Genomic DNA, 25,309 nt, shown 5'->3' with positions numbered 1-25,309 from the left:
CCCTTCCCTTCTCCCCTTGCGGGAGAAGGTGGCGCGAAGCGCCGGATGAGGGGTTCTATCGACGAACTCATCTGCGGAGAGAACCCCTCACCCGTCTCGCCGCTACGCGGCGAGCCACCCTCTCCCGCAAGGGGCGAGGGTGCACCTTTATCGCCGCGCTAGTCTAATGCGTCACCCGCCAGATCGTGCCGCCCGTGTCCTCGGAGATCAGCAGCGCGCCATCCTTCGCCACCGCAATCCCCACCGGCCGTCCCCACACCTGGGTGTCGTTCACGACAAAGCCCGTGACAAAATCCTCGTACTCTCCAGTCGGCTTGCCGTCCTTCATCCGGATGCGGATCACCTTGTAGCCGGTGCGCTTCGAGCGGTTCCAGGAGCCGTGCTCCGCGGCGAAAGCGTCGCCCTGGTATTCGGATGGAAACTGCGCGCCCTGGTAGAAGGTCATGCCGAGCGAGGCCGAATGCGGCTGCACCAGCACATCGGGCACCGTCACCTTGTCCTTGAGGTCCGGCCGCGCGCCGGCGTGGCGCGGATCTTCGTTGCTGCCGATGTAGAACCACGGCCAGCCGTAGAAGCCGCCCTCCTTCACGCTGGTGACATAGTCGGGCACGAGATCGTCGCCGAGACCGTCGCGCTCGTTGGTCGAGCACCAGGGCAAGCCTGTCTGCGGCTGGATCGCGAGGCCGACGCAATTGCGGATGCCGGTGGCGTAAAGCTTGCGGTCCTTGCCTTCAGGGTCGAAGGACAGCACCGCCGCACGCTCGGCCTCATAGCCCCAGGACGCGCCGACCGCCTGCGCCTTCGACCAGGCCTCGAGCCCGCCGGGCGGGCTTCCCATGCCTTCGGCGACATTGCTGGCGGAGCCGACCGACACCAGCATGCGCTTGCCGTCAGGCGTGAACACGATGTCGCGGGTGGAGTGGCCCGACCCCTGCGCCAGGTTGGCCACCACGACGTCGGCCTTGCCCGACGCCTTCAGGTCGCCCGTGCGATAGGGAAAGCGGACGACATTGCCGATATTGGCGACATAGACCCACTGCGGATTGTCGCCGTTCGGGAAGAAGGCGATACCGAACGGGCGGCTCAGCCCGCTGGCAAAGACCTCGTTCGTGACGACCTTGCCGCCCTCCCCAAAACGCAGCACGCGAATGCGCCCGGGCCCGGTCTCGGCAACGAAAATGTCGCCATTCGGCGCGACGCGCAGCACGCGCGCGTCGGACAGACCGTCTGTTAAAAGTTCGATCTTGAATCCTTCCGGCACGAGCGGCGTAGCGCTGCCGCGCGACGTCGCCCGCGTGGCATTGGAGACCGACGGCGAGGCGCCGGGTTTGGCCAGATCCTGCGGGCGGATCAGCCTGACCACGCCGGGCTTGTCGGACTGCCAGCTGCCATAGGCATCCTTGCCCTGCAGCACGGATTCGGCTTGCGCGCCGGCGCAGGCAACCAGCAGCCAGGCGGGCACCATCATGTGCGAAACACGAGATATCACGTCGCCCTCCTCCCGGACTTTTTCTGCCGAATCCCACGTCAGCTCATGCCCGCACGATGTGCATTTGGGTTGACCCATCGTACTGGAAAATGGGGCGGATCGGTGCAACAGATTGTAAGGGCACGGCCGCCGGTTGCGGTCATCAAAGCTGCGGCTCGACGTCGCGATTGATGGGGTGATCATGTGGGGATCGATCGTATCGGAATGGGCGAGCCTGCTGCTGCGCTGGCTGCACGTGGTGGCGGCGATCGCCTGGATCGGCAGCTCGTTCTATTTCATCGCCCTCGACCTCAGTCTCAAACCCAGCAGCGATCTGCCTGATGGCGTGCAGGGCGAGGCCTGGCAGGTCCACGGCGGCGGCTTCTACCGGATCATGAAATATCTGGTGGCGCCCAGCCAGATGCCGGACGAACTGACCTGGTTCAAGTGGGAGGCCTACACCACCTGGCTGTCCGGATTCGCACTGATGGTGGTGGTGTACTATCTCGACGCTGATCTGTTCCTGGTCGACAAGTCGATCCTCGATCTCACACCGGTCCAGGCCGGGCTGTTCAGCTTTGGTAGCCTTGCGCTGGCGTGGTTGCTTTACGAGATCGCCTGCCGCACCGGGCTGGCGCAGCGCGAGCTGCCCTTTGCCATCGGCGGCTATTTGTTCCTGGTCGCGCTGACCTACGCCTTCACCCACGTGCTGAGCGGCCGCGGCGCCTTCAACCAGATCGGAGCAATCATCGGCACCATCATGGTGGCCAACGTCTTCACGGTGATCATCCCGAACCAGAAGAAGATCGTGGCCGCCCTGATCGCCGGGAAGGCGCCCGACCCAAAACTCGGCAAGACCAGCAAGGAGCGCTCGGTCCACAACAACTATCTGACGCTGCCGGTCGTCGTGCTGATGATCAGCAACCACTATCCCCTGCTCTACGCCACGCGCTTCAACTGGATCATCGTTGCGATCGTGCTGGCGCTGGGGCCGGTGATCCGTCATTTCTTCAACGCGGGCCATGCCGGGCGCAAATCGCCGTGGTGGGTGTGGGGCGTCGCAGCAGCGGGCGCGATCGCGATCCTCTTCCTGTCCGCGGCCGGCCCGCGCGAGGTGAAGACGGGCGGCATTGTCGGCGCAGCCTACGGTCGCCAATGTCGAGGAGATCGTGATGTCCCGCTGCAGCATGTGCCACGCGGCCGAGCCGGTCTGGGCTGGTATCGTGACCGCGCCAAAGGGCATATTGCTCGACGCGCCCGAGCACATCCACCGCAACATCCGCCTGATCGGCCGCGTGGCGGCATGGTCCAATGCGATGCCGCCGGGCAATATCACCGAGATGACCAGCGAGGAGCGTGCCATCCTCGCCGCCTATATCGGCGAGCAGGATCGCTGACGGCACAACGCGTCGATGCCGCATTTCGCGGAATGAAATTCCGCTTCCCCCGCCGATTTGAAAATGACTTGATCGCCCATCCGGCGTAGACAGAGCCAGCGGCCGCGGGCCGTCCAAAGTCAGTTTGCAATTGCCGGGGAAATCACAGTGGCCCTCAAGAACATCATCGGGATCGACCACGCCGTGGTCATGGTGCAGGACCTCGACAAGGCCGCCGAAAACTACAGGCAGCTTGGCTTCACCCTCTCGCCGCGCGGCACCCACAGCGCGCATATGGGCACCGGCAACTACACCATCATGTTCGACCCGGACTATATGGAGCTGCTTGGCGTGCTGGTGCCAACCGAACACAACGCGCCGGCACGGACCTTTGTCGAGCGGCACGGTGAAGGCATCGAGCGCATCGCCTTCACCGCGGTCGATTCCGCCGCCGGCGCGGAAGAGATCCGTGCACGCGGCCTCACACCGATCGGTCCGACCGATTTCGAGCGGCCCGTCACGCTGCCGAACGGCACCGTCTCGGCCGCCAAATTCCGCACCTTCATGTGGCCGACCGCGGAAGCGCCCGGTGGCGTGCGCATCTTCGCTTGCCAGCACAAGACGCGCGAAACCGTCTGGATTCCTGAATTGATGAAACACGCCAATGCGGCAAAGCGGATCAGCGAGGTGCTGATCGCGACGCCCGAGCCTGCGAAGGAAGCAGCCCATCTGGCGCGGCTGGTCGATCGCGAGCCGAAGGCAGAGGCCGACGGCGCGGCGAAGGTGGCATCCGGCGGTGACCGCGCCGACTTCGTCTATCTGACGCTGGACCAGCTTGGCAAACGCTATCCCGGCGTGCCGCTCGCCGGCCTCTCCGAGCGCGGTGGCGCAGCGCTGGTGCTGGTCAGTGGCGATCTCGCAGCGACCGAGAAGGCGCTGAGCTCAGTGGCTATCCGCAGCGGAGCCGCGGTCGTGGTACCCCCGGCCAAGGCCAACGGCACCCTGCTCGCCTTCATTGCCGGCTGATTTGAACCAATTCTTTAACGCGCGTTTACCCGGCGGCTCTAGGATTCCCGGCAGTCCAAGCCGCCCGGGGCCACGTGCATGTTCAAAGAGGAATCGCCGATCGCCTACGACGCGCCGGCCGAACTGAAGAAGTGGCCGTCGCTGAAGGGCGAGAGGCAGAAGGACAGAGGTCCGCCCTATCTCGTCTACAACGGCACGCTGGCCGATTGCGTCCGCGAGCTGATCGGAAAGCCGATCAAGGGCATCTCGCTGTACGACATCATGACCAAACCGCAGCCGGCTTTCGACCAAACTGTGTTATCGCCCGGCGATGCCGCCGAGATCGCCATGCGCAAGGATTTCCCCAAGGTGTAACCGCCGGGGCTTCCCGCAAGACCGTTTGCAGTCCCGAGTTTCCCTGCGGTTCCCGTAGAACCGCGGGAGCAACGTTGCGTTTTCTGCGATGGGAACACCGTACTAACACCGGCCGTCTCGCAGAATCGCAGCTTCGCCGCAATTGCGGTTAAGAAGTCCTTGTCACCGGCGCGCGCTGGTCGTTCCCCCACAGTTCGAGGACTTTTACCGAGATGCGATTTCTCGTCGCGGCTTGCGCTGCGTTCCTGATTCTGATGTGCGACGTCAGCACGCCGCCGACCTGGCAAGCATCTGACTTCAACAGCGCAACGCCCAAGGCTGATCGCGCGCCCTCGCTGGTCCCCCTCGTCGAGCTGTTTCTTGCAAGCGTGCAGGCCATCGAACTCGCCAATGCGCGCCCATCGTACGAGGAGACGATCGAGCCGCCGCGCGCAGTCGAAACGATCATGCAGGCTCCGGCGTCACCGACCGAACAATTCTGCCGTGCGCTGAAGGAAGCGGCCGAGGAGAGCGGCATTCCCGTGCCGTTCTTCGCCCGCCTGCTCTGGCAAGAGAGCCGCTTTCGTTCCAACGAGGTCAGCCAGGCCGGCGCGCAAGGTGTTGCGCAATTCATGCCGGAGACCGCCGCCGAGGTCGGGCTCGATGATCCCTTCGATGCCATGAAGGCTCTGCCGGCATCGGCAAAATTCCTGCGCAAGCTCCGCGACGATTTCGGCAATCTCGGCCTTGCCGCAGCCGCCTACAACGCAGGCCCGGGCCGTATCCAGAAATGGCTTGCCCGAGAAAGCGAACTGCCGCGCGAGACACGCGACTATGTCCGCATCATCACCGGCACCAGGGCTGAGGACTGGATCGAGCGCTCGGAAGCGCTGGCGATCCGGATCGACCTGCCGCGCGAGGCGCCTTGCGAAGGCGTCGGCAGCCTGTCCAAGACCAGGGACGTCGCCTGGGTGCGCGTGAATCTCACGCCGTCGACCGCCACCATCATTCGCAAGGCCGAGCAATTGGCGGCGCGGCTCTCGGCGAACCGCGCCCGCAGGCGCCTTGTTGCCCTGCTCCACAAGAACGGCGCAGCCCGCGGCAAGGCGCGCAGCATGATCGCGGCCCGCGTGGAGGGTACGAAGGCTCGCGCCATCCGTGTCGCGGCGCGCGAGCGCTCCTCGGGCTAGCTTAGAGCGGCGTCTCGTCGTCGGTGACCGGCGAGGTCACCACCAGGAAGACGAGATCGGTCAGGCCCGAATTGGAGATCGCGTGCTCGACGCCAGGCGGCAGGAAGATCACGTCGTGCTTGCGCACGACATGGTTCTTGCCTGCGATCTCCATCAATCCTTCACCGTCGAGCACGTGATAGACCTGCTCCTGCACCTTGTGGTGATGCCGCGCCACATAGGCCATCGGCTGGTACATCGAGATGCGGTAGTCGATGCGGAGCGAGCCCGCCGTCTCCGGCATCACCAGCGGTTTTGACAGCGCGCCACCAAAATGGTTGGGGAATTCGCGCCAGGGCACTTCCGCAATGTTGCGAATGAAGGCGCCGCCAGTCTCCTCGGCCATGCTCGTGCTCCCTAATTCACCAACGCGCCGCCGTCGACGTAAACGATCGAGCCCGTGGCAAAGCCGTTGTTCATGAAGCTCGCGATTTGCTGGGCGATGTCCTCGGCCATGCCGACGCGCCCGACAGGCAGCGCAGCCGCCGTCTTGGCCAGCATCTCTTTTCGCGCAGCCTCGGGCATCGCTGCCCGGATCGGCGTATCGATCACGCCCGGCGAGACCGCATTCACACGCACCGGCGCCAGTTCGAGCGCCAGCGCGCGGGCTAGCGACTCCAGCGCGCCATTGGCCGCGCTGATGATCGCCGAGTTCGGCCGCGGCCGGACACTGAGGAAGCCGGTGACCAGCGTCAGTGAGCCGCCGGGCCGAATGTCAGCTTCACGCGCGACGCGCCAGGCGCCCCAGAATTTTCCTTCCATCGTGGCCCGCACATCCTCCATCGCAACGATCTTGAACGGCCCGGTGCGAAGCTGCGCGGCCGTCAGCACGACATGATCGACAGCGCCGGTGCGCTTGAACAGCTCGGCGACGCTCTGATCGCTGGTGACGTCAGTCGGGATTGCCGTCACCTTCAGCCGTTCGGCGACGGGATCAAGCTTGGTGGCGCTGCGGGAGGCGATGACGACATCCGCGCCGTGTGATTTTGCAAGCTCCGCCGTGGCGAGGCCGATGCCTGAGGAGCCGCCGATCACGACGACCTTCTTGCCTGCGAGCGTCATCTCCATCTCCCGATATTCTTGTTGATTGCTTCTGCGAACCGCGATCAGCCCGGCTGGAAGCGCGTGCCGATGCCGGCCTTGCTCTGGCCGAGGCCCGGCAATTCCCAGACGCCGGCGCCGGAGGGATTGACGTCCGCGGCGATATCGACGTCGATCAGATAGGGCTTGTTGGCGGCGATGCCCTTGCGGATCGCCTCGCCAAGATCGCCGGCGCGATCGATCCGCACGCCTTCGACGCCACAGGAGCGCGCCATCGCCGCGAAATCCGGGTTGTAGCGCTGGCCCGTCTCCGGGTGCTTGAAGTCGGTCGCAAGCTCGCGCCCGCCGAGATAGCCGCGCTGAAGCCCGCGGATCGAGGCATAGGCGTAGTTGTTCCAGACCACCCAGACCACAGGCAGATTGTATTCGACCGCCGTGCCGAGCACGTTGGCGTGCATGAAGAAGGCGCCGTCGCCGCAGACCGACACGCAGGGCCGATCGGGTGCCGCGAATTTCGCGCCCATCACACCGGCCACGCCAAAACCCATCGGGCCAAACCCCATCGAGCCGATCAGCGAATCCGGCCGCTTCGGCTTGCAGAAGCCGAGCAGCCAATTGTGATGCACGCCGATGTCCGAGACGAGGATCGCATCCTCCGGCAGCGCCTTGTCGATCTCGGCGGCCGCGCGCTGCGGATTGATCGGCGTGGTGTCGTCGGAGAAGCCGGGCGCGACGAACTTGTCCCACTCCTTGCGATAGCCATCGATCTGCGCCAGCCACTTCTTGCGCGTATCCGACTTCTTGAACAGATTGTCGCGGCGATCGAGCTCGGCGTGCACCTGTCGCAGGAAGGTGCGGACGTCGGCCATCAATCCGAGTGCGACGGGATAGTTGCGGCCGATCTCTTCGGGGTCGATGTCGACATGGATCAATCTCGTCGGCGGGATCGTGAAGGAATAGCCGGGAATCCACGAGCTCGAGGTGCGGTCGTCAAAGCGGACGCCGAGCGCAAGCAGAATGTCGGCCTGACGCGTTGCGTGATTGGCCTGGTAGTGGCCGGCACGCGCGACGAGGCCGAGCGCCAGCGGATGATTGACATCAAGCGCACCGAGACCGCTTGCGGATGCCGCAACCGGAATCTGCAGCCGCTCGGCGAGCTTGCGCAACTCCTCTGCCGCGCCGCCGTAGCGCACGCCCTGCCCGACCAGCATCACCGGCCGCTCGGCCGCAAGCAGCATGTCGACCGCCTTCTCGACGCCCTCGGGATCAGCACCGCAGCGGCTGGAGATGTTGGCGCTCCACTCGGCAGCCTTCGGCGCCTCCTCGGCCGCCGCCTCCATGAAGACGTCGAAGGGAACATCGATCACAACGGGACCGGGCCGGCCCGTGACCATAGTCTTCCAGGCCTGCCGCACCGCGAGCGGCACCATCTCGCCGCGCGTCGGCTGGAACACCTTCTTGCACATCGTGCGCACAGTGGACGGGAAGTCGGCCTGGTAGTGCCGATACATTTCCTGGAACGCACCGCGATTGAACTGGCTGGTCGGCACATTGCCGGTGATCGCCATGAACGGCACGGAATCGAGGAAGGCGTTCGCCAGCGAGATCGGCAGATTCGCCGAGCCCGGCCCGCAGGACGTGAAGGTCGCAGTCGGCCGGCCGGAGACGCGGTAGTAAACATCGGCCATGAAGCCGGCGACGCTCTCGTGGTGCACGGAGATGGTCTTGATCTCTTGGGAGCGCTCGTACAGCGCGTCGATGAACTGGATGTTGCCGTGGCCGCAGAGCCCGAACACCTGCGGCACCTTCTCCTGGATCAGATAATCGACAATGACCTGCGCGCCATTGAGCATGTTTTTCGACATCAACCGGTCTCCCTCTCGGCCCGTCGACTTCTTCTGTACCGATGCGGAGAACGCGGCCGGTCACCATGGGGCCGGGGGAAGCCTATTTCTCATAATGCTGTACGTCAATTTATATTGTGGTAGGCTTTCGCCTTGCGGAAACGCGAAGCTCCGCGCCGACGGCTGCGCCGGTTGCGTGCTACTGTCGCAAGAACGGAGCCATATCGTTTCACCAGAGGGAGCCCAGTCCTTGAGATCGCGTACCAAGCCGACCACCGGCGAGAAGCCTGCAAGCCCGCGCAAGGCCGCGATTGCCAAACTGGTCTCTGCACCCAAGGCGGATGGCGACGACGAGGTCGAGGACAAGCAACGCGGCGGCGGCGTTCAATCGCTCGGGCGCGCCTTCTCGATCCTCGAAGAGGTGGCCCGCCATCGCGAAGGAATTGGACTTGCGGAGCTGAGCAAGCTGGTCGGCCTGCACAACTCGACGACGTTTCATCTGGCCAAGACGCTGGTCTCGCTCGGCTACCTCCGCCAGGAGAAGGACAACAAGCGCTATCGCATCGGCCGGCCGCTGTTTGCGCTTGCCGCGTCAGCGCTCGACGAGATCGAGATGGTCAGTGTCGCAACGCCTGTGCTGGAGGAACTATCGCGCCAGACCGGTGAAAGCGGCCATTTTGCCGTGCGAATGGGCGATGCGGTGGTCGTGATCGCCCGCACCAGCGGCCCCGGCGCGTTCCAGCTCACCGATCGCGTCGGCGTGGTGCGGCCCGCCCATTGTACCGCGCTCGGCAAGATCATTCTGGCGTCGCTGCGCCCCGAGCAGCTGAAGCGCTTCATCGATCGCGTCGAACTGAAACCGTCGACGCCCAGATCCATCAGCGATGTCGGTGCGCTGATGCGCGAGATCGCCGAGGTGCAGCGCACCGGGGTTGCCTTCGACGACGGCGAGTTCAATCCGGAAGTACGCTGCGTTGCCGTGCCCGTCACCGATTTCACCGGGCAGGTGATCGGCGCGCTCGGCATTTCCGGCCCGATCTGGCGCCTGTCCAACCAGGCGCTGCACGCCGGCGCGCAGGTCGTGCAGGCCGCCGCCGACCGCCTGTCGGTGGAGTTCGGCGCCAAGGATCGGGCGCAAAAGGCGTTCACGCAAAAAGCCTGAGCCGCAACCCAGGCGACGATTTTGCCGGTTGACACCGGCAATGGCGTTCGGGATTATCCTCCAGCATTAGAAAAAGCTCTCTCACAATACCGGATACCCGGTTTTGAAGGGAGGCACGCGATGCACCCGGGAGGAGACAGAGATGATCCGCTACCCACGACGGACGTTGTTACGGGCGGGTGCAGCCTTTGCTGGCGCGGCCGCGCTCGGGTTTCCCGCGGTCGTCAGGGCCCAAGCCGAGAAGATCCGGATCGGGCACCTGACGCCGCTCACCGGCTTCCTCGGCGTGATCGGCAGCTACGCGCAGATCGGCGCAAAACTCGCAGCGGAGGAGATCAACGCGTCCGGCGGCGTTCTGGGAAAGCAGATCGACCTGCTCTCGGAGGACTCGATCAACCCGGCGACCGCCGCGACCAAGGCGCAGCGCATGCTGGAGCAGGACGGCGCGGTCGTGCTGCTCGGCGAAATCTCGTCGGCGTCCTCTCTCACGATCATGCAGGTCGCCGAACGAAACAAGAAGGTGTTCTTCTCGACCGGCGCGCGCTCGGACGCGCTGCGCGGCAAGAGCTGCAACAAATACTCGTTCCACTGCGACATCCCGAACACCGTGATGGTGAACGCGGTCGGCACCGCGCTGTCGCAGCAGGGCATGGTGAAGGGCAAGAAGTTCTTCACGCTGACGGCCGACTACATTTTCGGTCACGATCTGCTCAAGGCCGCCAAGACGTTCTTCGGTGCGCATGATGCGAACCTGATCGGCGACGAGCTGATCGCAACAGATGTCACCGACTTCAGCCCGTATCTGCTGAAAGTGCGGCAGGCAAAGCCCGACGTGGTCTGCTGCAACCTCGCCGGCAACCAGGTGACAAATCTCGTCAAGCAATATGCCGAGTTCGGCTTCCCCTACCCGCTGGTCGGATTCAATCTCAACACCGGCGATGCCTGGGCTGCGGGCGCGGGCAATCTCAGCGGCACCTGGCCGACGGTCTGGTATCACACGCTGGACAATCCGACATCAAAGGCCTTCGTCGCCGCCTTCAGCAAGAAATACGGCAAGCCGCCGGAGAATCACGCCTGGATCGATTACGTCACGCTGAAGCTCCTGGCGGAAGCGATCAACACGACCAAGTCGACCGACAGCGGCGAGCTGATCGCCTATTTCGAGAAGCAGACAGAATTCGACATCGGCAAGGCGCGCAAGGCGTATTTCCGCTCCTGGGATCACCAGCTGGTGCAGGAAGCCTATCCGTTCACCGTCAAGCCAAAGGACCAGATGAAGGACCAGTGGGACATGCTGGTGCTGGGCGATGCGGTGCCGGCGGCGAACGATCCGCTGGAGACGATCTATCCGACCAAAGAGCAAAACCCCTGCGAGATGAAGGCCTGATGCCCGCACCCGGCAGAGCCGATAGGCGTTAGCGGCGCCGGCCTAGCCGGCGCCGTTCTTCATCAAAGATGGCGCACGCAACATGCAGTTCGAGTTCTTGCTGGAACAGGTGGTGAATGGCCTCGTACTCGGAGGCTATTACCTTCTCATCGCGCTCGGGCTGTCGCTGATCTTCTCGGTCGGCGGCATCGTCAATCTCGCGCACGGCGCATTCTATGCGCTCGGCGCCTACATCTGCGTCGAGCTGACGAAGCGCCTCGGCTTCGGCGTTTCCGTTGTGATCTCGCCGCTTGCGGTCGCGCTGCTCGGCATCCTGTTCGAGCGCTTCATCCTGCGCCGCTTCTACACGGCCGATCCGATCCTCAGCCTGCTCGTGACGTTTGGACTGGCGATGGTCGCAGAGCAGGCGATCCGCATGATCTGGGGCGCGGCGCCCGTCTCGACCGAGATCCCGCAGAGTTTTCGCGGTTCGGTCATCGTCGGCGACTTCCTGTTCTCGCGCTATCGCCTTCTGATCCTCGGTGTTGTCGCGGCGATTCTGCTCGGCGTCTGGCTATTGCTGCACAAGACCTCATTCGGACGCGTGGTGCGCGCCGGCATCCAGCGGCCGGACATGGTGGCTGCACTCGGCATTCGCCTGCAGCCCTACATGACAGGGATCGTCATGCTCGGCGTCGGTCTGGCCGCGCTCGGTGGCGCGTTCTTCGCGCCGATCACGACCGTGCATCCGGCGATGGGCGCCGATATCATGACCATCGCCTTCGTCGTGGTCGTGATTGGCGGCCTCGGCAGTTTCTGGGGTGTGATCATCGCCGCGCTTCTCGTCGGCGTCGTGCGCGGCATCGCCATCCACTTCGAGCCTGCGGCAGGCGAAGCCTCGATCTACATCCTCATGTTCGTGGTGCTGCTGGTGCGCCCGCGCGGCCTGCTCGGCGAACGCATCGAGAAGTTCGAATGAGGAGCGCTTCCGCCATCGACAGGCTCAGGCCGCTGCTGATCGCGGCAATCGCGGTCATCGCGTTGCCGTTCCTGCTGCGCACGCTCGGCCTCTCGCTCAACACCGGCACCTGGATGCTTGGGCTAGCCATCGCGGCGATGGGGCTCAACCTCTGCATCGGCTATACCGGCCTCATCTCCTTCGGCCACAGCACCTGGTTCGGCATCGGCGCCTATGCCGCCGGGCTCATTCAGCTCCACGTCTTCCCCGGCGAGATCTGGCTGCCGCTGCTGGGATCGATGCTCGTCGTCGCGATCGCCTCAAGCGTGATCGGCATGCTGATCCTGCGCCGGCGCGGCGTCTACTTTTCACTACTGACGCTGGCGCTGGCAGCCCTGGTCTACACCACGGCCTTCCGCTGGACGAGCCTCACCGGCGGCGAGGACGGGCTCGGCGGGCTGAAGCGCGGCGGCATCGGCCCCGTGAGCTTCGACAGTGCGCTCAACTACTACATCGTGGTCGCAATCATCGGCCTCGTCGTGCTCTATGTGCTGATGCGCCTGGTGCGCTCGCCATTCGGGCATGTGCTGGTGGCGATCCGCGAGAACCAGCTGCGCGCGAGCTTTCAGGGCTATCCGGTCGAACGCTACAAGCTCGCGGTGTTCGTGATCTCGGCCGTGGTCACGGGACTAGCCGGTGCGCTGATCGCATTCCTGAATTATCTCGTCTCGGCCGAAGCCGTCTCGGTGCCGTTCGCGGGCGAGCTGCTGGCCATGGTCGTGATCGGCGGCATGCGCAGCCTGCTCGGCCCCGCGCTCGGCGCGGTGTTCTTCATCCTGTTCCGCGAGCTGTTCTCGATCTGGACGTCGGACTGGCTGTTCTGGTTCGGCCTCACCTTCGTGGCCTTCGTGATGTATTCGCCCGGCGGCCTCGTCGGCATCGGTTCGCTGGTCCTGCGCCGCTTCCGTCCCCCGGCAGAAGAGACGGCGGCGATGAGCCGGCGCAAGATCTATGACGGCCTGGCGCTGCCGGACTTCTTGCGGCCGGAGGCGTTGAAGGGCGCGGTGCTGGAAGTAAGCCACGTCTCCCGAAAGTTCGGCGGCATCCGCGCGGTGGAGAATGCCAGCCTCAAAGTCGCGGCCGGCGAGATCCACGCGCTGATCGGACCGAACGGCGCCGGCAAGACCACGCTGTTCAATCTGGTCTCCGGCCTCTACGCGCCGGACCAGGGCACGATCCGTCTTCAAGGGCGCGACATCGCCGGCGTGCCGGCGAATGCGATCTGCCATCAGGGGCTGGCGCGCTCGTTCCAGATCACAAATTTGTTTCGCGGGCTCTCGATCTACGAGAATCTGCGCCTGTCGCTGCAGGCGCGGCGGCCGATGCGCTTCAACATCTGGAACGACATCGACGCCTACAAGGACATCCACGCCGAGACGGCGGCGCTGACAAAGTTCCTCGGGCTTGAAGGCATCGAGGACATCGAGGGCGGCGAGCTCTCCTATGGCGGGCAGCGGCTGGTCGATCTCGGCATCGCGCTCGGATCAAAACCGCAGGTGCTGCTGCTCGACGAGCCGCTTGCCGGCCTTGCCGCGGCCGAGCGCGAGCGCGTCTCCAACCTCGTCAAGAACATCGCGGCGAATATTCCCGTGCTGATCGTCGAGCACGACATCGACCGCGTGCTGGGCTTCTCTCAAGTGGTCACCGTGATGAACCAGGGCGAGGTGCTGATGTCCGACTGCCCCGCCGTCGTGCGAGCCGATCAGCGGGTGCAGGAGATCTACACCGGCAAGGGCATCCCCGCCGTCGAGCACCGAGGCAGCGACGCGGACGCCGGCACGCACGAGACCGTGCTGCGGCTCGACGGCGTCAACACCTTTTACGGCAAGAGCCACATCCTCAACGATGCCGCGCTCGACGTGCGCGAGGGCGAGATCGTCGCGCTGCTGGGCCGCAACGGCGCGGGCAAGTCGACGCTGCTGAAGACCGTCGCGGGTCTCGTGCCGGCAGCGTCCGGCAGCATCGCCTATCGCGGCGATGATATCGCACGCCTCGCCGCGCCCGACATCGCGCGCCGCGGTATCGGCTATGTGCCGCAGGGCCGCGGGCTGTTCGCCGGCATGACAGTGCGTGAAAACCTCGCGCTCGGGCGTCTGGCGCGCAAGACCGACGGCAGCGACGGCGTGGCGTGGGACGAGGAACAGATCCTGCAACACTTCCCGCGCCTGAAGGAGCGGATGAATGTCGCGGCCGACTATCTCTCCGGCGGCGAGCAGCAGATGGTCGCGGTGGCGCGGGCGATGTCCGGCAATGTGCGCCTGCTGCTGCTCGACGAGCCCTTCGAGGGTCTCGCGCCGGCGGTGACGCTGGAGCTGTTTGGGGTGTTCGATGCGCTCCGCCGCCACATGTCGATCGTGATCGTCGAGCACAATCTCGATCTCGTGCTGGCGCTGGCCGACCGCGTCTTCGCGCTGGAGCGCGGCGCCGTGTTCCACCAGGGACCGGCGGCGCCGCTGCTGAACGACCTCGGCTATCGCAAGCAGATCCTCTGGTTGTGACGGAAACAGGTGCGCTCCCTCTCCCGCTTGCGGGAGAGGGTTGGGGAGAGGGTTGGGGAGAGGGTGTCTCCGCGATGGGACAATCCGCAAGAGGAGAGAGCCCTCACCCGCGCCTTCGGCGCGACCTCTCCCGCAAGCGGGAGAGGTTAAGGAAGGGCGCGCCGCCTACTCCGCCTTGATGTTCGCGGCGGCGACGACCTCGGCGAGTTCCTTGGTCTCCTTCGCGATCTTGGCGGCGTAGTCGGCGGGGCTCAGCACGCTCACCACGCCTTGCGAGCCAAGCCGCTCCTCGACCGTCGGATCCTTGGCAGCTGCGACGATCTCCCGGTGCAGCGTTTCGAGGATCGGCGCCGGCGTTGCCTTCGGCATGAAGAAGCCGACCCAGAACGAGAGATCAAAACCGGGATAGCCGGCTTCCGCAACCGTCGGCACATCCGGCAGCGACGGCAGCCGCACGACCGACGACACCGCAAGCGCGCGCAGCTTGCCGGCCTTCACCAGCGGCACCGCGGAGAGCGGATCGAACACGGCGAGCACTTCCTGCGCGAGGATGCCGACTTCGGACGCGGCACCACCGCGATAGGGCACGTGGATCATCTTGATGCCGGCGCGCTGGCTGAGCAGCTCCATGGCGAGATGGGCGAGGTTGCCGTTGCCGCCCGAGCCGTAGGCCAGCGCGCCGGGCGCCGCCTTCGCCGCCGCAACGAGATCGGCGACGGTGTTGATATTCGCCGTCTTGGGATTCTCCGGATTGACTACGAGCACCAGCGGCGCCGAGACGACGGTGGTCAGCGGCGCGAAGTCGCTGGCCGGATCGTAGCGGATGTCCTTGAAGAGTGTCTTGTTCAGCGTGATGGTGGACGAGTTGCAGGCGAGCACGGTGTAGCCGTCGGCCTCGGCATGCGCGACGCCTTCGGCGGCGATCATGCCGTTAGCGCCGGCGCGGTTCTCGACCACGAAGGGCTGCCCGAGTTTTGCACCGAGCCTGTCGCCGATGATGCGCGCGACCACGTCGACCGGACCGCCCGCGCTGAAGCCGACCATGATCTTGACCGGCCGCACCGGATATTTTTGCGCGACGGCCTGTGTCGACAGCGCGGACGCGCAGAGGCCGGCGATGAGCGCCAGCAGGCGGGCCATTCGTTGCATTGGTTCTCTCCCCGGACCCCGGCGCCTGTGCTTGTTGTTGGTGCGGCGCGTTCGTTGCTCATGAATAGCGGCCACCTTGGATTTCGCAATCGCGTTTCCGTCAGGCATTCCGTCGCACGGCAGGCAAGCGCCGCTATCCCAACAAAAACTGCAAAACAACCCCATGCACAGTAGCCGACGCCAGAGAGAACACGGACTTGCGCGAAGACGATTGCGGAATCACCGAAATTCCGTTTGACACGTCGGGCAAAACAGGCGCACGATGGCATCATCGCGACAATCGCCCGTGTCCACGCCCCGCCCGCTCATGGGCGCGCTCGACCTGGCTGCGCGAAAACTCCTCATCGACATCTGAAAATCTCAACCGCCGCTCAGCAGGCGCGTGACCGACTTCGCTCGCAGTGAACCATCGCGCCTGCGCCGGCAAAGGACACATCCATGACGACATTACCGACCCCTGCCGAGACGATGCCGATCGCGGCGAACGATCTTGCCCCGATCATCGCAAGCCCAAAAGTAAAACTCCGCCGCAGGCGCATTGTGATCGACCATCCCGATCCGCGCAGCGGCGAAAAGCTGCTGGCCGAGGCGATCGGCGCGGTCGACCGCGATGCGCTGCATGGCCTGTTGAGCCAGTTGGTGAAAGCCAGCGCGGTTGCGCGGAAGCCCGACCAGGGCAATCTCTCCTTCATGGTCTCGATGCTCAAGAGCATCGCGCCGAAGGATTCGCTCGAAGCCATGCTGGCGGCGCAGATGGTTGGCATTCACGTCGCGTCGATGCGCTGCGCCTGTCGCCTCGCCTTGACCGACGACGTGCCGCAGCAGGAAAGCCTCACGCGCGCACTGACCCGGCTGGCTCGCACCTACGCCGCCCAGATGGAGGCCTTGAGCCGTCACCGCAGCAACGGCGCATGCGCGATCACCGTGCAGAACTTGTCGGTGCAGGACGGCGGCAAAGCCGTCGTCGGCCATTTCACGCAACACGCGAACCTGATCGCTGCGCAGCCGGGCCTGCTGGAGACCGTCCCCGCATGAGCCATGCGCGCAACACCGATCCGATGCGGGCGAGCCCGCGTTGCGGCGCGCAAACACGAAGCGGTGAAACCTGCCGCGCACCAGCACTGCGCGGCAAGGCGCGCTGCCGCATGCACGGCGGCGCATGGGGATCAGGCGCGCCATTTGGAAACGGTAATGCCCGCAAGCACGGCTTCTTCACGCGCGAGGCCGTGGACGAGCGAAAGCTCGTTCGCACCGTGCTGATTGAAGCAGAGGATTTCCTGCGCAAACTGCCCGCAGGGTCGGAAGCGATCTGCAGCCCTAGCGAGAGCGGAACCCGGCGCACCCTACCGGGAACGGATTCAGCTCCGTCGCGCTTAACAAATGACAGGAAGTGAGGTGCAATCATGGGCCAGTCGAAACCGCATCGACCAACCGCAATCGTCGTCGAGGATGACGATATTCAGCGAGAGATGCTCGCGCTGGTGCTCAAAGAGCGCAATTTCGAGGTGCTGCAGTGCGAGGATGCAGAGACCGCGGCTCTGGCACTCAAGGCAAAACACCCGTCCCTGATCATCACCGACATCAATCTGGTCGGAAAGATGGATGGTGTGGATCTGGCTTACTACGCTCAGCAGCAAGACGCCGATGTGCGGATCATCGTGATTTCAGGCCGTCCCTTACCCCGGCCGCTGCCGCCCGGTGCAAAGTTCCTGACAAAGCCGGTCTATCCGACGGCGCTGCTGGCGGAAGCGGCGCGATAGCTGCGGTTTGCTGGCGCCGGGCGCAGGCGTTATCCTCGGACCCGTCCGGCCGCCGGCTATCGGCGCCGCGACCCGACGGGGTGCATGAACGAACGCGATTTCGAACAGCAGCTCAAGGATGATGGCTTTCAGGAGATCGAGTATCAGAAGCTCGATCCCCGTTCCGGAAAGGGACGGCACCGGCATCATTTTGAAATCCGCGGGCTGGTGATCTCGTCCTGCGTCAGCCGTATCGTTGCCGCCTTGCCGGCCTCCTCAACCAGGCGCAGCTGAAGGAACCAGGAATCCAGCACGCGACCGTCAGCGGTCACGGTCGCAAATCCATCCCTCGCCTCTCGCGCCCCTCAGCTCTATCGCCATTTGAATTGCTCGCACACGATCCTGCACATAGTGCATACGCGAGTTCTCCTGGAATTGGCAACTTCTGCATTCTCAAACACGTCTGCTTTGGGTCCACAAGCGTCGGTTTGGCGCTCAGTTGCAACCTTCCGGTCTGCCCCTATGAACCGACCATTTGGCTACGCCGCCTCAACGGAAGCGATGGGCCAAGAGCGGTCATCCCGGGCTTTGTAATCATTGAACAGAAGCACCGACTATGCGTCGGGTGAAGCGGCGAATTCCACTAACCAGATTGCTCGCCCGAAACGCTAGAGTTATGACCCATTCTGGCGTTCCCAGATGACGGAGTATCTCCGCGTTGCCCTGAACAGTATTCTTCCACATGTTTTGGTCGGTATAGGACGCATTTTCTTCACTGCACCGGTCGAGCCTCCACGTGATCTCTTCTTGCAGGGCGTCGACGCCTGACAGATGTCGAGCAAAATCGAGTTCTCTTCGAGCACAAATCCGTTCGATCCGTTGGCGGACCGCTTCGTCGTAGCGGATACCTAACTTCTCAAGCCTTGCATGGGTTGCCTCGTGGACAATAGCGGATGCGATCCATTCGACCGTTGTGGTTTCAGAAGTGACGATACGCTCATCCAACAAGCAGGCGTTCAAGGAGTGCAAATAGCAGCCGGCTCCGTGCGGAACTAGGTGCACCCAAATTCTAGCAAGGTTGTTCTTGATGCGTCGATAGTGAAGCGGAGCACAGCGTTCGATCAGCCGAAGCGCGTCTTCAACACGTTGAATGGCTGGCTCTCCGTCCGATGGAAAACTGCCGACCCAAATGCCATCGACGACGTGGCCTTTCGAAAACCAGAGGTCCATCCTCTCCACGAGGGAGGGCCTGGTCGCTGGAAAATCCCGCCGAGACATTCTGGCCACGTTTGCTTCCTGCCACATAGCATATCCACGCGTCCGCTTAGGAGGACTTAAGAATTTAACTCAACATGTATCGATTGCTCAGCGACTGTCCGCCTTGGGTCACAAGCGGCGGTCGGCCCCTGAGTGAGACGACTTCTGCTCTACCTCTCGCTCCAGACATGTCGCCGCGGTGTGCCAACCAACGCGATGGGCCACAAGCAGACATCGGACCTCGATCACCTCGTTAGCGCAGCAGGAGCGATGCGAGCGCGTCGTTGACGACGTAAAGTGCGTTCGCGCGACCATTGACCGATGAGCGGCACCACGTGCCGCGGCGGCGGTGAGGCCCCCGCTCGGCCCGCGGGTGCGGCAACTCCTGCCAACCACTCAACGGAAATTTATTGGTTCGTCCGTTCGGCGGCGGTGGCCATGTATTTCGAAGAGAAAAGCGCAACCCGATCGCGCCACATTGCGACGAACGCCCCCGATGTCAGCTTGTCCACCGATTTCCACGCGTCTTTGACGGCCGGAAGGGTATTCCGCCAGATCGCGCGTTTGCACCATTTTTCGCCTTTCTCCCTGCCTTCGCCGGTGGCACACATGGATTTCCAAGCGATGCGATCAGGTTGGTTGATGTGCTCGGCGGCGCCTTCCCAGCCTTGTTGATGGATCAAGTAAAGATCACTTAAGGTCGGCGTCTTCTGCGTTACCCACTCGAACAGAATGCCTTCGGTAATCACCTTGTAGGCCGCCGCAATGGCATTGTCGCGGGAATCAAGAATCTGCCCGGAGCCGAATTTGTTGAACTCGTATTTGCTCAGTTGGAACAGCCCGATATACGACCCAGTGCGTTGCTTGGGGTCGAAACCGGACTCGATCCTCGCAACCGCTTTCATGAAATTGAAATCCAGACCAAAAGCGTCGGAAGCGCGCTTGATCTCCTCGACCGGCGTTCCGACCGGGGTGTCCTTGAGTGACCTTAAGACGATATCCGCCGGTTTCTCGGCAGGGGGTAGTTCGGACCAGACGTAATAGATGAGATACCGAAAATCCTGCGTCACCGGCGCCGGGTTGGAGGCATTGCGCGTTGTCGGCACCGGTTGGGCGACATCAAGGTGGCCCAAGTCCACCGATTCCTGCACAGGCGGTAAATCGGCCGACAGCGTCTGCGACGGATCGGGCAACGCGGCCACGACGATCGAGTCCGGCTTATCCGAGGCCGCCGTCGTGTCGGTGGCCGTCCCCGCCGCGGGTTCGGCGGCCGCCGCCACTTCGGCGCTAGCGACAGCGGCGTTTGCGACAACGGTGTCAGCGACAACGGCGTTGTCCAGTGCGATTGCTTGCGGTTCATCCGCGAGCCTGGCGTTGGCGGCGAGAGATGCTGCGCGGTCCTCGATTGGCACTGCGCGGGTGTTCTCGGTGCCGGCCGAACCGAAGCCAGCCAGCCAGCCAGCGATCCACCCCGCGAGAACGACCGTTCCGCAAAACGTCGGCGCCACTGCCCTATATCGCCGCGGGTTCATGATCCCGTCGCCTCCAAAGGCCCCACCTGAGCCATGCTGCACAGCCAAGCACGCGACCGGTGGACTTTCGGGTCGAGACATGGCCGCGCAAGGGCGCAAACCGCAGCTCATCATCTTTTCCACGAAGTGTTGCCCGCATGCAACGCGCCGCTGGCAAGCAATTGTTCTCCGACGTAAGCGTGTAGGGAAGTTTCGGACCCATGCGACGCATGCGGCCAGTTCGGGGCGAACTCCATGGTGAATGTCGGACCAACAGGTGCGCTTGAGTGGCCGTAGTCACGGATGCCGTCCCCACGAGCGGTCTGTCGTTGACGACTTATGGGATACCCATTGCCCGAGATCAAAGCGTCCGTCGCAACGGCCCTCACACCGTACATTGATCGGCCCGGCGATCGGCGCGACGGCTATTGCCGATTGTCTTCTTCCAGCAGATTGGCCTCGTCATTGGAATTGGTCCAATTTTCGACCCACTGCGACCAGATTTGAAGACGAGGCTATGGTCGGTAACGCCACGCTTTTTGGTTGGACCTCGCATGCAACTTCACTGCATGAGGCACTGGATGAGGAAGCAGACTGCAATAATAGCTTTCGCCGCTTTCATGCTCTCCACAGGGACCGCGCACGCTCAGTTTCTGTTTTGGCAGCAGGACAGGTTCTGGCCAGGCCACTACGCTCCGTTCAAACACAAGCACCATCACCGGCAGACAAACTCTGGATCTGCGAAGAACGCTGTGCCCGAGGCCCCTCCGAAGGGCCCGCTCCAGATCATCATCTCGATCACTGACCAACGGGTCTCGCTTTTTGACAACGGGGCGCTGATCGCGCGCTCATCGGTGTCCACGGGAACTCAGGGGCATCCTACACCCCTCGGCGTATTCAGCGTGATCAGCAAGGAACGATGGCACCGTTCAAATATTTATAGCGCTGCCCCCATGCCTTACATGCAGCGCATCACCTGGTCAGGGATTGCGTTGCATGCCGGTGTCGTGCCTGGGCATCCGGCGTCACACGGCTGCATCCGTTTGAAAAATGACTTTGCCATTCGACTCTGGCATCTCACGAAGCGCGGCACGCGCGTGATCATTGCGCGCGACGATGTCCAGCCGGTCGAGATAACCAATCCGCACCTCTTTGAGCCGAAAGCCGTGTCCGGTTCGCCGGAATTTCAGACTGCCACAGTCGCGGGTAAGAGCGTTGGCACAGCCGCGGCAACGCATGGATCACTGGTGTCCAGGACCGAGACTCCAGAAGCCACTAGTCTCCAGGTTCAAAACTCGGCTGCCGCTGAAGGCGCACCTAGAAAGATGGTTCCGATCTCCGTCTTCGTGAGTCGTAAGTTGAGCAAGCTCTTCGTGCGTCAGGGCTTCGCGCCGTTGTTTGATGTCGCAGTCAAGATCGAAAATCCGGAGGAGCCCCTGGGAACGCACGTGTTTACCGCAATGGAATTCCAGAGCGAGGGAGCGGCAATTCGCTGGACCGTCGTGTCGATTCCGGACGAATTTCCTCGCATCGAGGGTGCCACGAAAGAGCGCGAAGCGCCCGTGAAGCAAACCGCCCTATCGGTACCGTCGCCCGATAAAGCCAACGCTGTCCTCAATCGCATCGAAATACCGCAGGATACCGTTGAGAGGATCTCTAAACTTCTGACGCCGGCCTCTTCATTGATTATTTCCGACGACGGATTTAGCCATGAGACGGGAAATGACACGGATTTCATCGTGGTAACGCATTGATACGGCGGCGCACCCCACCAACATGCGATGCCGCTGCACGACCCGCTGGGCAGGGGAGTGGACGGGTGATGGGCAGGGCGATCGCATACGGCATTTTGCACGACCTGAGCGCGCGCCTCGTCCTTCGAGGCGACCGCGGAGCCTGTCATCGGGCCGCGCTCTGCGCGGACCCGGTGGCGGTCTCCTCAGGATGAGGCTAAGCGGCATCGGTGCTCGTCAAAACTACGGCCGCACGCTCGGTCCTCATCCTGAGGGCCCGCCAACGGCGGGCGTCTCGAAGGATGGCCGCAGGGAAAGCGCTCCCATATGCGATTGCCCTACCGTGATGGGGTACCCGCCCACCGATGCCGAACACTACTCTGCCGCAAGGACCCTGGATTTCTTCCGCTCGACCTCGTCGACGAGGTCCAGATCGCCATCGTCGGCAGCATCCATGTCCTGGTGATCCTGTCCCGCGTGCCGCTTTGGATTGAGCCACTCCGAGACGCGGTCGAGATAGAGATAAACCACCGGCGTGGTGAAAAGCGTCAGGACCTGGCTGACCAGCAGGCCGCCGACCATGGCGTAACCGAGCGGCTGGCGGAGCTCCGAGCCGGTGCCGTGGCCGAGCATCAGCGGCACGCCGCCCAGCACGGCCGCCATCGTGGTCATCAATATGGGGCGGAAGCGCAGCAGGCAGGCCCGGCGGATGGCCTCCAGCGGCGATAGGCCGTGGTCCCGCTCGGCCACGATGGCAAAGTCGACCAGCATGATGCCATTTTTCTTGACGATGCCGATCAGCAGGACCAGGCCGATCAGCCCGATCAGGCTGAAATCGAAATGGAAGAGGAGCAGTGTCGCGAGAGCACCGACGCCGGCGGATGGCAAGGTCGACAGGATCGTCAGAGGATGAATGTAGCTCTCGTAGAGCATGCCGAGAATGAGATAGACCACGATCAGCGCCGCCACGATCAGCAAGGGTATGGAGGAGAGCGACTCCTGGAACGCCTTTGCCGTACCCTGGAACGTGGAGGTGATGGCGGCCGGGACGTTCATCTGCCGTTCCACCGCATCGATCGCCTGCGTTGCCTGGCCGAGCGCGACGTTGGGCGCCAGGTTGAAGGAGATCGTCACCGCCGGAAACTGGCCCTGGTGATTGATCGCCAGCGGCCGGACCGGCGCCGTGGTCCACTTGCTGAAGGCCGACAACGGCACCTCGCCCCCCGTCGTCGGGGAATGCAGGTAGATCTGCTCCAGCGTGGACGGATTTTTCTGCAGCGAGGGCAGCACCTCGAGCACGACATAATAGGTCGACAACTGGGTCGAATAGGTCGCGATCTCCCGCTGCCCGAATGCATCATACAGCGTCGCGTCGATGACGTCAGGGGTCAGCCCGAAGCGTGCGGCCTGGTTGCGGTCGATCGACAGCGTCAGCGTGGTGCCTGACGTCTGCTGGTCGGACGCGACGTCGCGCAACTCGGGCATCTCCTTCATCTTGCCGAGCAGCTTTGGCGCCCATGTGTTGAGCTGGTCCATGTCGGTCGACTGCAGGGTGAACTGATATTGCGTGCGGGCGGCACGGCCGCCGACGCGGACATCCTGCGCCGATTGCAGGTAGAGGCGCGCGCCCTGCACCTTCGATGTCTGGGCCTGCAGGCGGCGGATGACCTGGTCGGCCGACGCCGTGCGCTCATCGCGCGGCTTCAACGTGATGTACATGGTGCCGTCGTTGAGCGTATTGCCGCTGCCGCCCATTCGCATCGCCATGTGGTCGATCGCCGGATCCTTCAGCACGATCGCGCCCATCTCCTGCATGTGCTTCGCCATGTCGGCGATCGACACGTCCTGCGAGGTCTCGACGATGCCGGTGATCAGCCCGGTATCCTGCTGCGGAAAGAACCCCTTCGGGATGATCACGAACAGATAGACCGTCAGCGCCATCGTCGCAAAGAACACCATCAGGGTGGCGAAGCGGAAGCGCAGCACGAGGTCGAGGCCACGCTCATAGCCGTCGACAAGAGCCTGGAACATCCGCTCGCTGAGCATATAGAGCCGGCCGTGATGCTCCTCGTCGTGCGACTTGAGGAAGCGCGAGGCCATCATCGGCGTCAGCGTCAGCGACACGAAAGCCGACACGGCGATCGTCATCGCGAGCGTCACCGAGAACTCCCGGAACAGGCGGCCGATGATGCCGCCCATCAGCAGCAGCGGAATCAGCACCGCGATCAGCGAAATGGAGATCGAGAGGATCGTGAACCCGATCTCGCCCGCGCCCTTGAACGCGGCGGCCATCGGCGTCTCGCCCTCCTCGATATAGCGGGTGATGTTCTCCAGCATCACGATGGCATCGTCGACCACGAACCCGACCGCGATGGTCAGCGACATCAGCGACAGATTGTCGAGGCTGTAGCCGGCCATCCACATCAGCGCGCAGGCGCCGAGCAGCGCGAGCGGCACCGTGATCGACGGAATGATGGTGGCCCAGACGCTGCGCAGGAAGACGAAGATCACCATCACGACGAGGCCGATCGTCAGCAGCAGCGTGAACTGCACGTCCTTCACCGCCGCACGGATCGTCTGCGTGCGGTCCGACAGCACCGAGATATCGATCGCCGGCGAAATGCCCGCCTGCAGATGCGGCAGCTGCTTCATGACGTTGTCGACGGTGTCGATGACGTTGGCGCCGGGCTGCTTGAAGATCACCAGGAACACGCCAGGCTTGCCGTCGGCCCAGCCGTACTGGGTATTGTCCAGCGGCGCACTGACGGCGTGGCCGATGTCGCCGACCTTGACAGGACTGCCGTTGCGATAGGCAATGACGATGTCGTTCCACGCCTCGGCGTTGGTGAACTGGTCATTGGCATAGACGGTGTAGGTGCGGGTGTCGCCGTTGAGGGTGCCCTTGGGATTGTTGACTGTTATCACCGACAGCGGGGTCCGCACGTCCTCCAGCGACAGGCCCTTGGCGACCAGCTTGGCCGGATCGATCTGGACCCGGATCGACGGCGCCTGCTGTCCGCCGACACTGACCTGGCCGACGCCGCTGATATGACTGATCGCCTGCGCGAGCTTGGTGTAGGCTTCGTCCGACACCTGCGTCATCGGCAGCGTCTTCGAGGCGGCGCCAAGCAGGAGAATGGGCGAGTCCGCCGGATTGACCTTTCTGTAGGTCGGCGTGCTCGGCATGTTCTTGGGCAATTGGCCGCTCGCGGCATTGATGGCTGCGAGCACGTCGGACCCTGCACCGTCGATGTTGCGCGAGAGATCGAATTGCAGAACGATCTGGGTCGAGCTGGTCTGGCTCGACGACGTCATCTCCGAGACGCCGGGGATCAGAGCGAATTGCGATTCCAGCGGTTGCGCCACCGAGGACGCCATCGTCTCAGGGTCCGCGCCGGGAAGGCTGGCGGAGACCTGGATGGTGGGGAAGTCGACCTCGGGCAGCGGTGCCACCGGCAATTGCGGATAGGCGATGATCCCGACGAAGAGGATGCCGACCATCAGCAGCGACGTCGCGATGGGGAGGCGGATGAAGGGAGCCGAGATACCGCCAGCCATG

The 25,309-nt window shown here is 63.6% G+C and carries 20 protein-coding genes and 1 pseudogene; 13 read left to right on the top strand and 8 right to left on the bottom strand.

Translation table 11 applies throughout. From position 1 onward, the window contains the following. Window positions 1-163 precede the first annotated feature (163 nt). The gene (locus V1280_RS40165) at window positions 164-1,465 is read right to left on the bottom strand and encodes a PQQ-dependent sugar dehydrogenase (protein WP_442895267.1); all 1,302 of its coding nucleotides are present in this window, start codon (window positions 1,463-1,465) and stop codon (window positions 164-166) included. 205 nt (window positions 1,466-1,670) lie between these two features. On the opposite strand from V1280_RS40165, the pseudogene V1280_RS40160 reads away from it, so the two are divergent. From V1280_RS40160 to V1280_RS40145, 4 genes and pseudogenes are all read left to right on the top strand, one after another. Further along, a pseudogene (locus tag V1280_RS40160) lies at window positions 1,671-2,865 on the top strand (urate hydroxylase PuuD). A gap of 147 nt (window positions 2,866-3,012) precedes the next feature. Beyond that, the gene (locus V1280_RS40155; RefSeq protein WP_334536194.1) at window positions 3,013-3,870 is read left to right on the top strand and encodes a VOC family protein; all 858 of its coding nucleotides are present in this window, start codon (window positions 3,013-3,015) and stop codon (window positions 3,868-3,870) included. 78 nt (window positions 3,871-3,948) lie between these two features. Then, the gene (locus tag V1280_RS40150) at window positions 3,949-4,224 is read left to right on the top strand and encodes a hypothetical protein (protein ID WP_148773643.1); all 276 of its coding nucleotides are present in this window, start codon (window positions 3,949-3,951) and stop codon (window positions 4,222-4,224) included. A 212-nt stretch (window positions 4,225-4,436) separates the two neighbouring features. Beyond that, window positions 4,437-5,393 (top strand): lytic transglycosylase domain-containing protein, encoded by a 957-nt coding sequence (locus V1280_RS40145; RefSeq protein ID WP_334536191.1) that lies wholly within the window; start codon window positions 4,437-4,439, stop codon window positions 5,391-5,393. Between the two features lies 1 nt (window position 5,394). On the opposite strand, the gene V1280_RS40140 is transcribed toward V1280_RS40145, so the two are convergent. The 3 genes from V1280_RS40140 to V1280_RS40130 are packed head-to-tail and all read right to left on the bottom strand — an operon-like array spanning window position 5,395 to window position 8,338. Further along, window positions 5,395-5,778, bottom strand: a complete 384-nt coding sequence (locus V1280_RS40140) for a cupin domain-containing protein (protein WP_334536189.1) — start codon at window positions 5,776-5,778, stop codon at window positions 5,395-5,397. Window positions 5,779-5,789: 11 nt separating this feature from the next. Further along, entirely contained in the window at window positions 5,790-6,494 is a 705-nt protein-coding gene (locus V1280_RS40135; RefSeq protein ID WP_334536188.1) for an SDR family oxidoreductase, read from the bottom strand. 44 nt (window positions 6,495-6,538) lie between these two features. After that, on the bottom strand, window positions 6,539-8,338 hold the full coding sequence (locus V1280_RS40130) for a thiamine pyrophosphate-binding protein (RefSeq protein WP_334536186.1): 1,800 nt from the start codon (window positions 8,336-8,338) through the stop codon (window positions 6,539-6,541). Between the two features lie 229 nt (window positions 8,339-8,567). On the opposite strand from V1280_RS40130, the gene V1280_RS40125 reads away from it, so the two are divergent. From V1280_RS40125 to V1280_RS40110, 4 genes are all read left to right on the top strand, one after another. Then, window positions 8,568-9,479 carry an IclR family transcriptional regulator gene (locus V1280_RS40125; RefSeq protein WP_334536184.1) on the top strand — a complete coding sequence of 304 codons (912 nt, stop codon included), beginning with the start codon at window positions 8,568-8,570 and terminating at the stop codon, window positions 9,477-9,479. 142 nt (window positions 9,480-9,621) lie between these two features. Beyond that, window positions 9,622-10,866, top strand: a complete 1,245-nt coding sequence (locus V1280_RS40120) for an ABC transporter substrate-binding protein (protein ID WP_334536182.1) — start codon at window positions 9,622-9,624, stop codon at window positions 10,864-10,866. Window positions 10,867-10,948: 82 nt separating this feature from the next. Then, the gene (locus V1280_RS40115; protein ID WP_334536180.1) at window positions 10,949-11,824 is read left to right on the top strand and encodes a branched-chain amino acid ABC transporter permease; all 876 of its coding nucleotides are present in this window, start codon (window positions 10,949-10,951) and stop codon (window positions 11,822-11,824) included. After that, the gene (locus V1280_RS40110; RefSeq protein WP_334536178.1) at window positions 11,821-14,361 is read left to right on the top strand and encodes a branched-chain amino acid ABC transporter ATP-binding protein/permease; all 2,541 of its coding nucleotides are present in this window, start codon (window positions 11,821-11,823) and stop codon (window positions 14,359-14,361) included. Before V1280_RS40115 ends, V1280_RS40110 begins: the two co-directional genes overlap by 4 nt. A 165-nt stretch (window positions 14,362-14,526) precedes the next feature. On the opposite strand, the gene V1280_RS40105 is transcribed toward V1280_RS40110, so the two are convergent. Further along, complete coding sequence (locus tag V1280_RS40105) at window positions 14,527-15,510, bottom strand: Bug family tripartite tricarboxylate transporter substrate binding protein (RefSeq protein ID WP_334536174.1); 984 nt, start codon at window positions 15,508-15,510, stop codon at window positions 14,527-14,529. Between the two features lie 438 nt (window positions 15,511-15,948). On the opposite strand from V1280_RS40105, the gene V1280_RS40100 reads away from it, so the two are divergent. The 4 genes from V1280_RS40100 to V1280_RS40085 all read left to right on the top strand — a co-directional run bounded on the left by V1280_RS40100 (window position 15,949) and on the right by V1280_RS40085 (window position 17,543). After that, window positions 15,949-16,545, top strand: a complete 597-nt coding sequence (locus tag V1280_RS40100; protein WP_334536173.1) for a hypothetical protein — start codon at window positions 15,949-15,951, stop codon at window positions 16,543-16,545. Beyond that, window positions 16,542-16,904, top strand: a complete 363-nt coding sequence (locus V1280_RS40095) for an HGGxSTG domain-containing protein (RefSeq protein ID WP_334536171.1) — start codon at window positions 16,542-16,544, stop codon at window positions 16,902-16,904. Before V1280_RS40100 ends, V1280_RS40095 begins: the two co-directional genes overlap by 4 nt. Window positions 16,905-16,913: 9 nt before the next feature. Continuing rightward, complete coding sequence (locus V1280_RS40090) at window positions 16,914-17,270, top strand: response regulator (protein WP_334536170.1); 357 nt, start codon at window positions 16,914-16,916, stop codon at window positions 17,268-17,270. 84 nt (window positions 17,271-17,354) lie between these two features. After that, a complete protein-coding gene (locus V1280_RS40085; protein WP_334536169.1) occupies window positions 17,355-17,543 on the top strand; it encodes a hypothetical protein in 189 nt (62 codons plus the stop codon). Between the two features lie 300 nt (window positions 17,544-17,843). Here the strand turns inward: V1280_RS40085 and V1280_RS40080 are convergent, their stop codons facing one another. After that, window positions 17,844-18,479, bottom strand: coding sequence for a hypothetical protein (locus V1280_RS40080; protein ID WP_334536168.1), 636 nt, complete (start codon window positions 18,477-18,479; stop codon window positions 17,844-17,846). Window positions 18,480-18,913: 434 nt separating this feature from the next. After that, window positions 18,914-20,014 carry a transglycosylase gene (locus tag V1280_RS40075; RefSeq protein ID WP_334536167.1) on the bottom strand — a complete coding sequence of 367 codons (1,101 nt, stop codon included), beginning with the start codon at window positions 20,012-20,014 and terminating at the stop codon, window positions 18,914-18,916. A 584-nt stretch (window positions 20,015-20,598) separates the two neighbouring features. Between V1280_RS40075 and V1280_RS40070 the strand changes: the two genes are divergently transcribed. Beyond that, window positions 20,599-21,771: a L,D-transpeptidase gene (locus V1280_RS40070; protein WP_334536166.1), complete on the top strand. Its 1,173-nt coding sequence runs from the start codon at window positions 20,599-20,601 to the stop codon at window positions 21,769-21,771. 354 nt (window positions 21,772-22,125) lie between these two features. On the opposite strand, the gene V1280_RS40065 is transcribed toward V1280_RS40070, so the two are convergent. Next, entirely contained in the window at window positions 22,126-25,308 is a 3,183-nt protein-coding gene (locus V1280_RS40065; protein ID WP_334536165.1) for an efflux RND transporter permease subunit, read from the bottom strand. Between the last annotated feature and the right edge of the window lies 1 nt (window position 25,309).

The sequence above is a fragment of the Bradyrhizobium sp. AZCC 2230 genome (genome assembly GCF_036924495.1).
GTDB classification, from domain to species: Bacteria; Pseudomonadota; Alphaproteobacteria; order Rhizobiales; family Xanthobacteraceae; genus Bradyrhizobium; species Bradyrhizobium rifense.
This window is presented reverse-complemented; position numbering and strand designations above follow the sequence as displayed.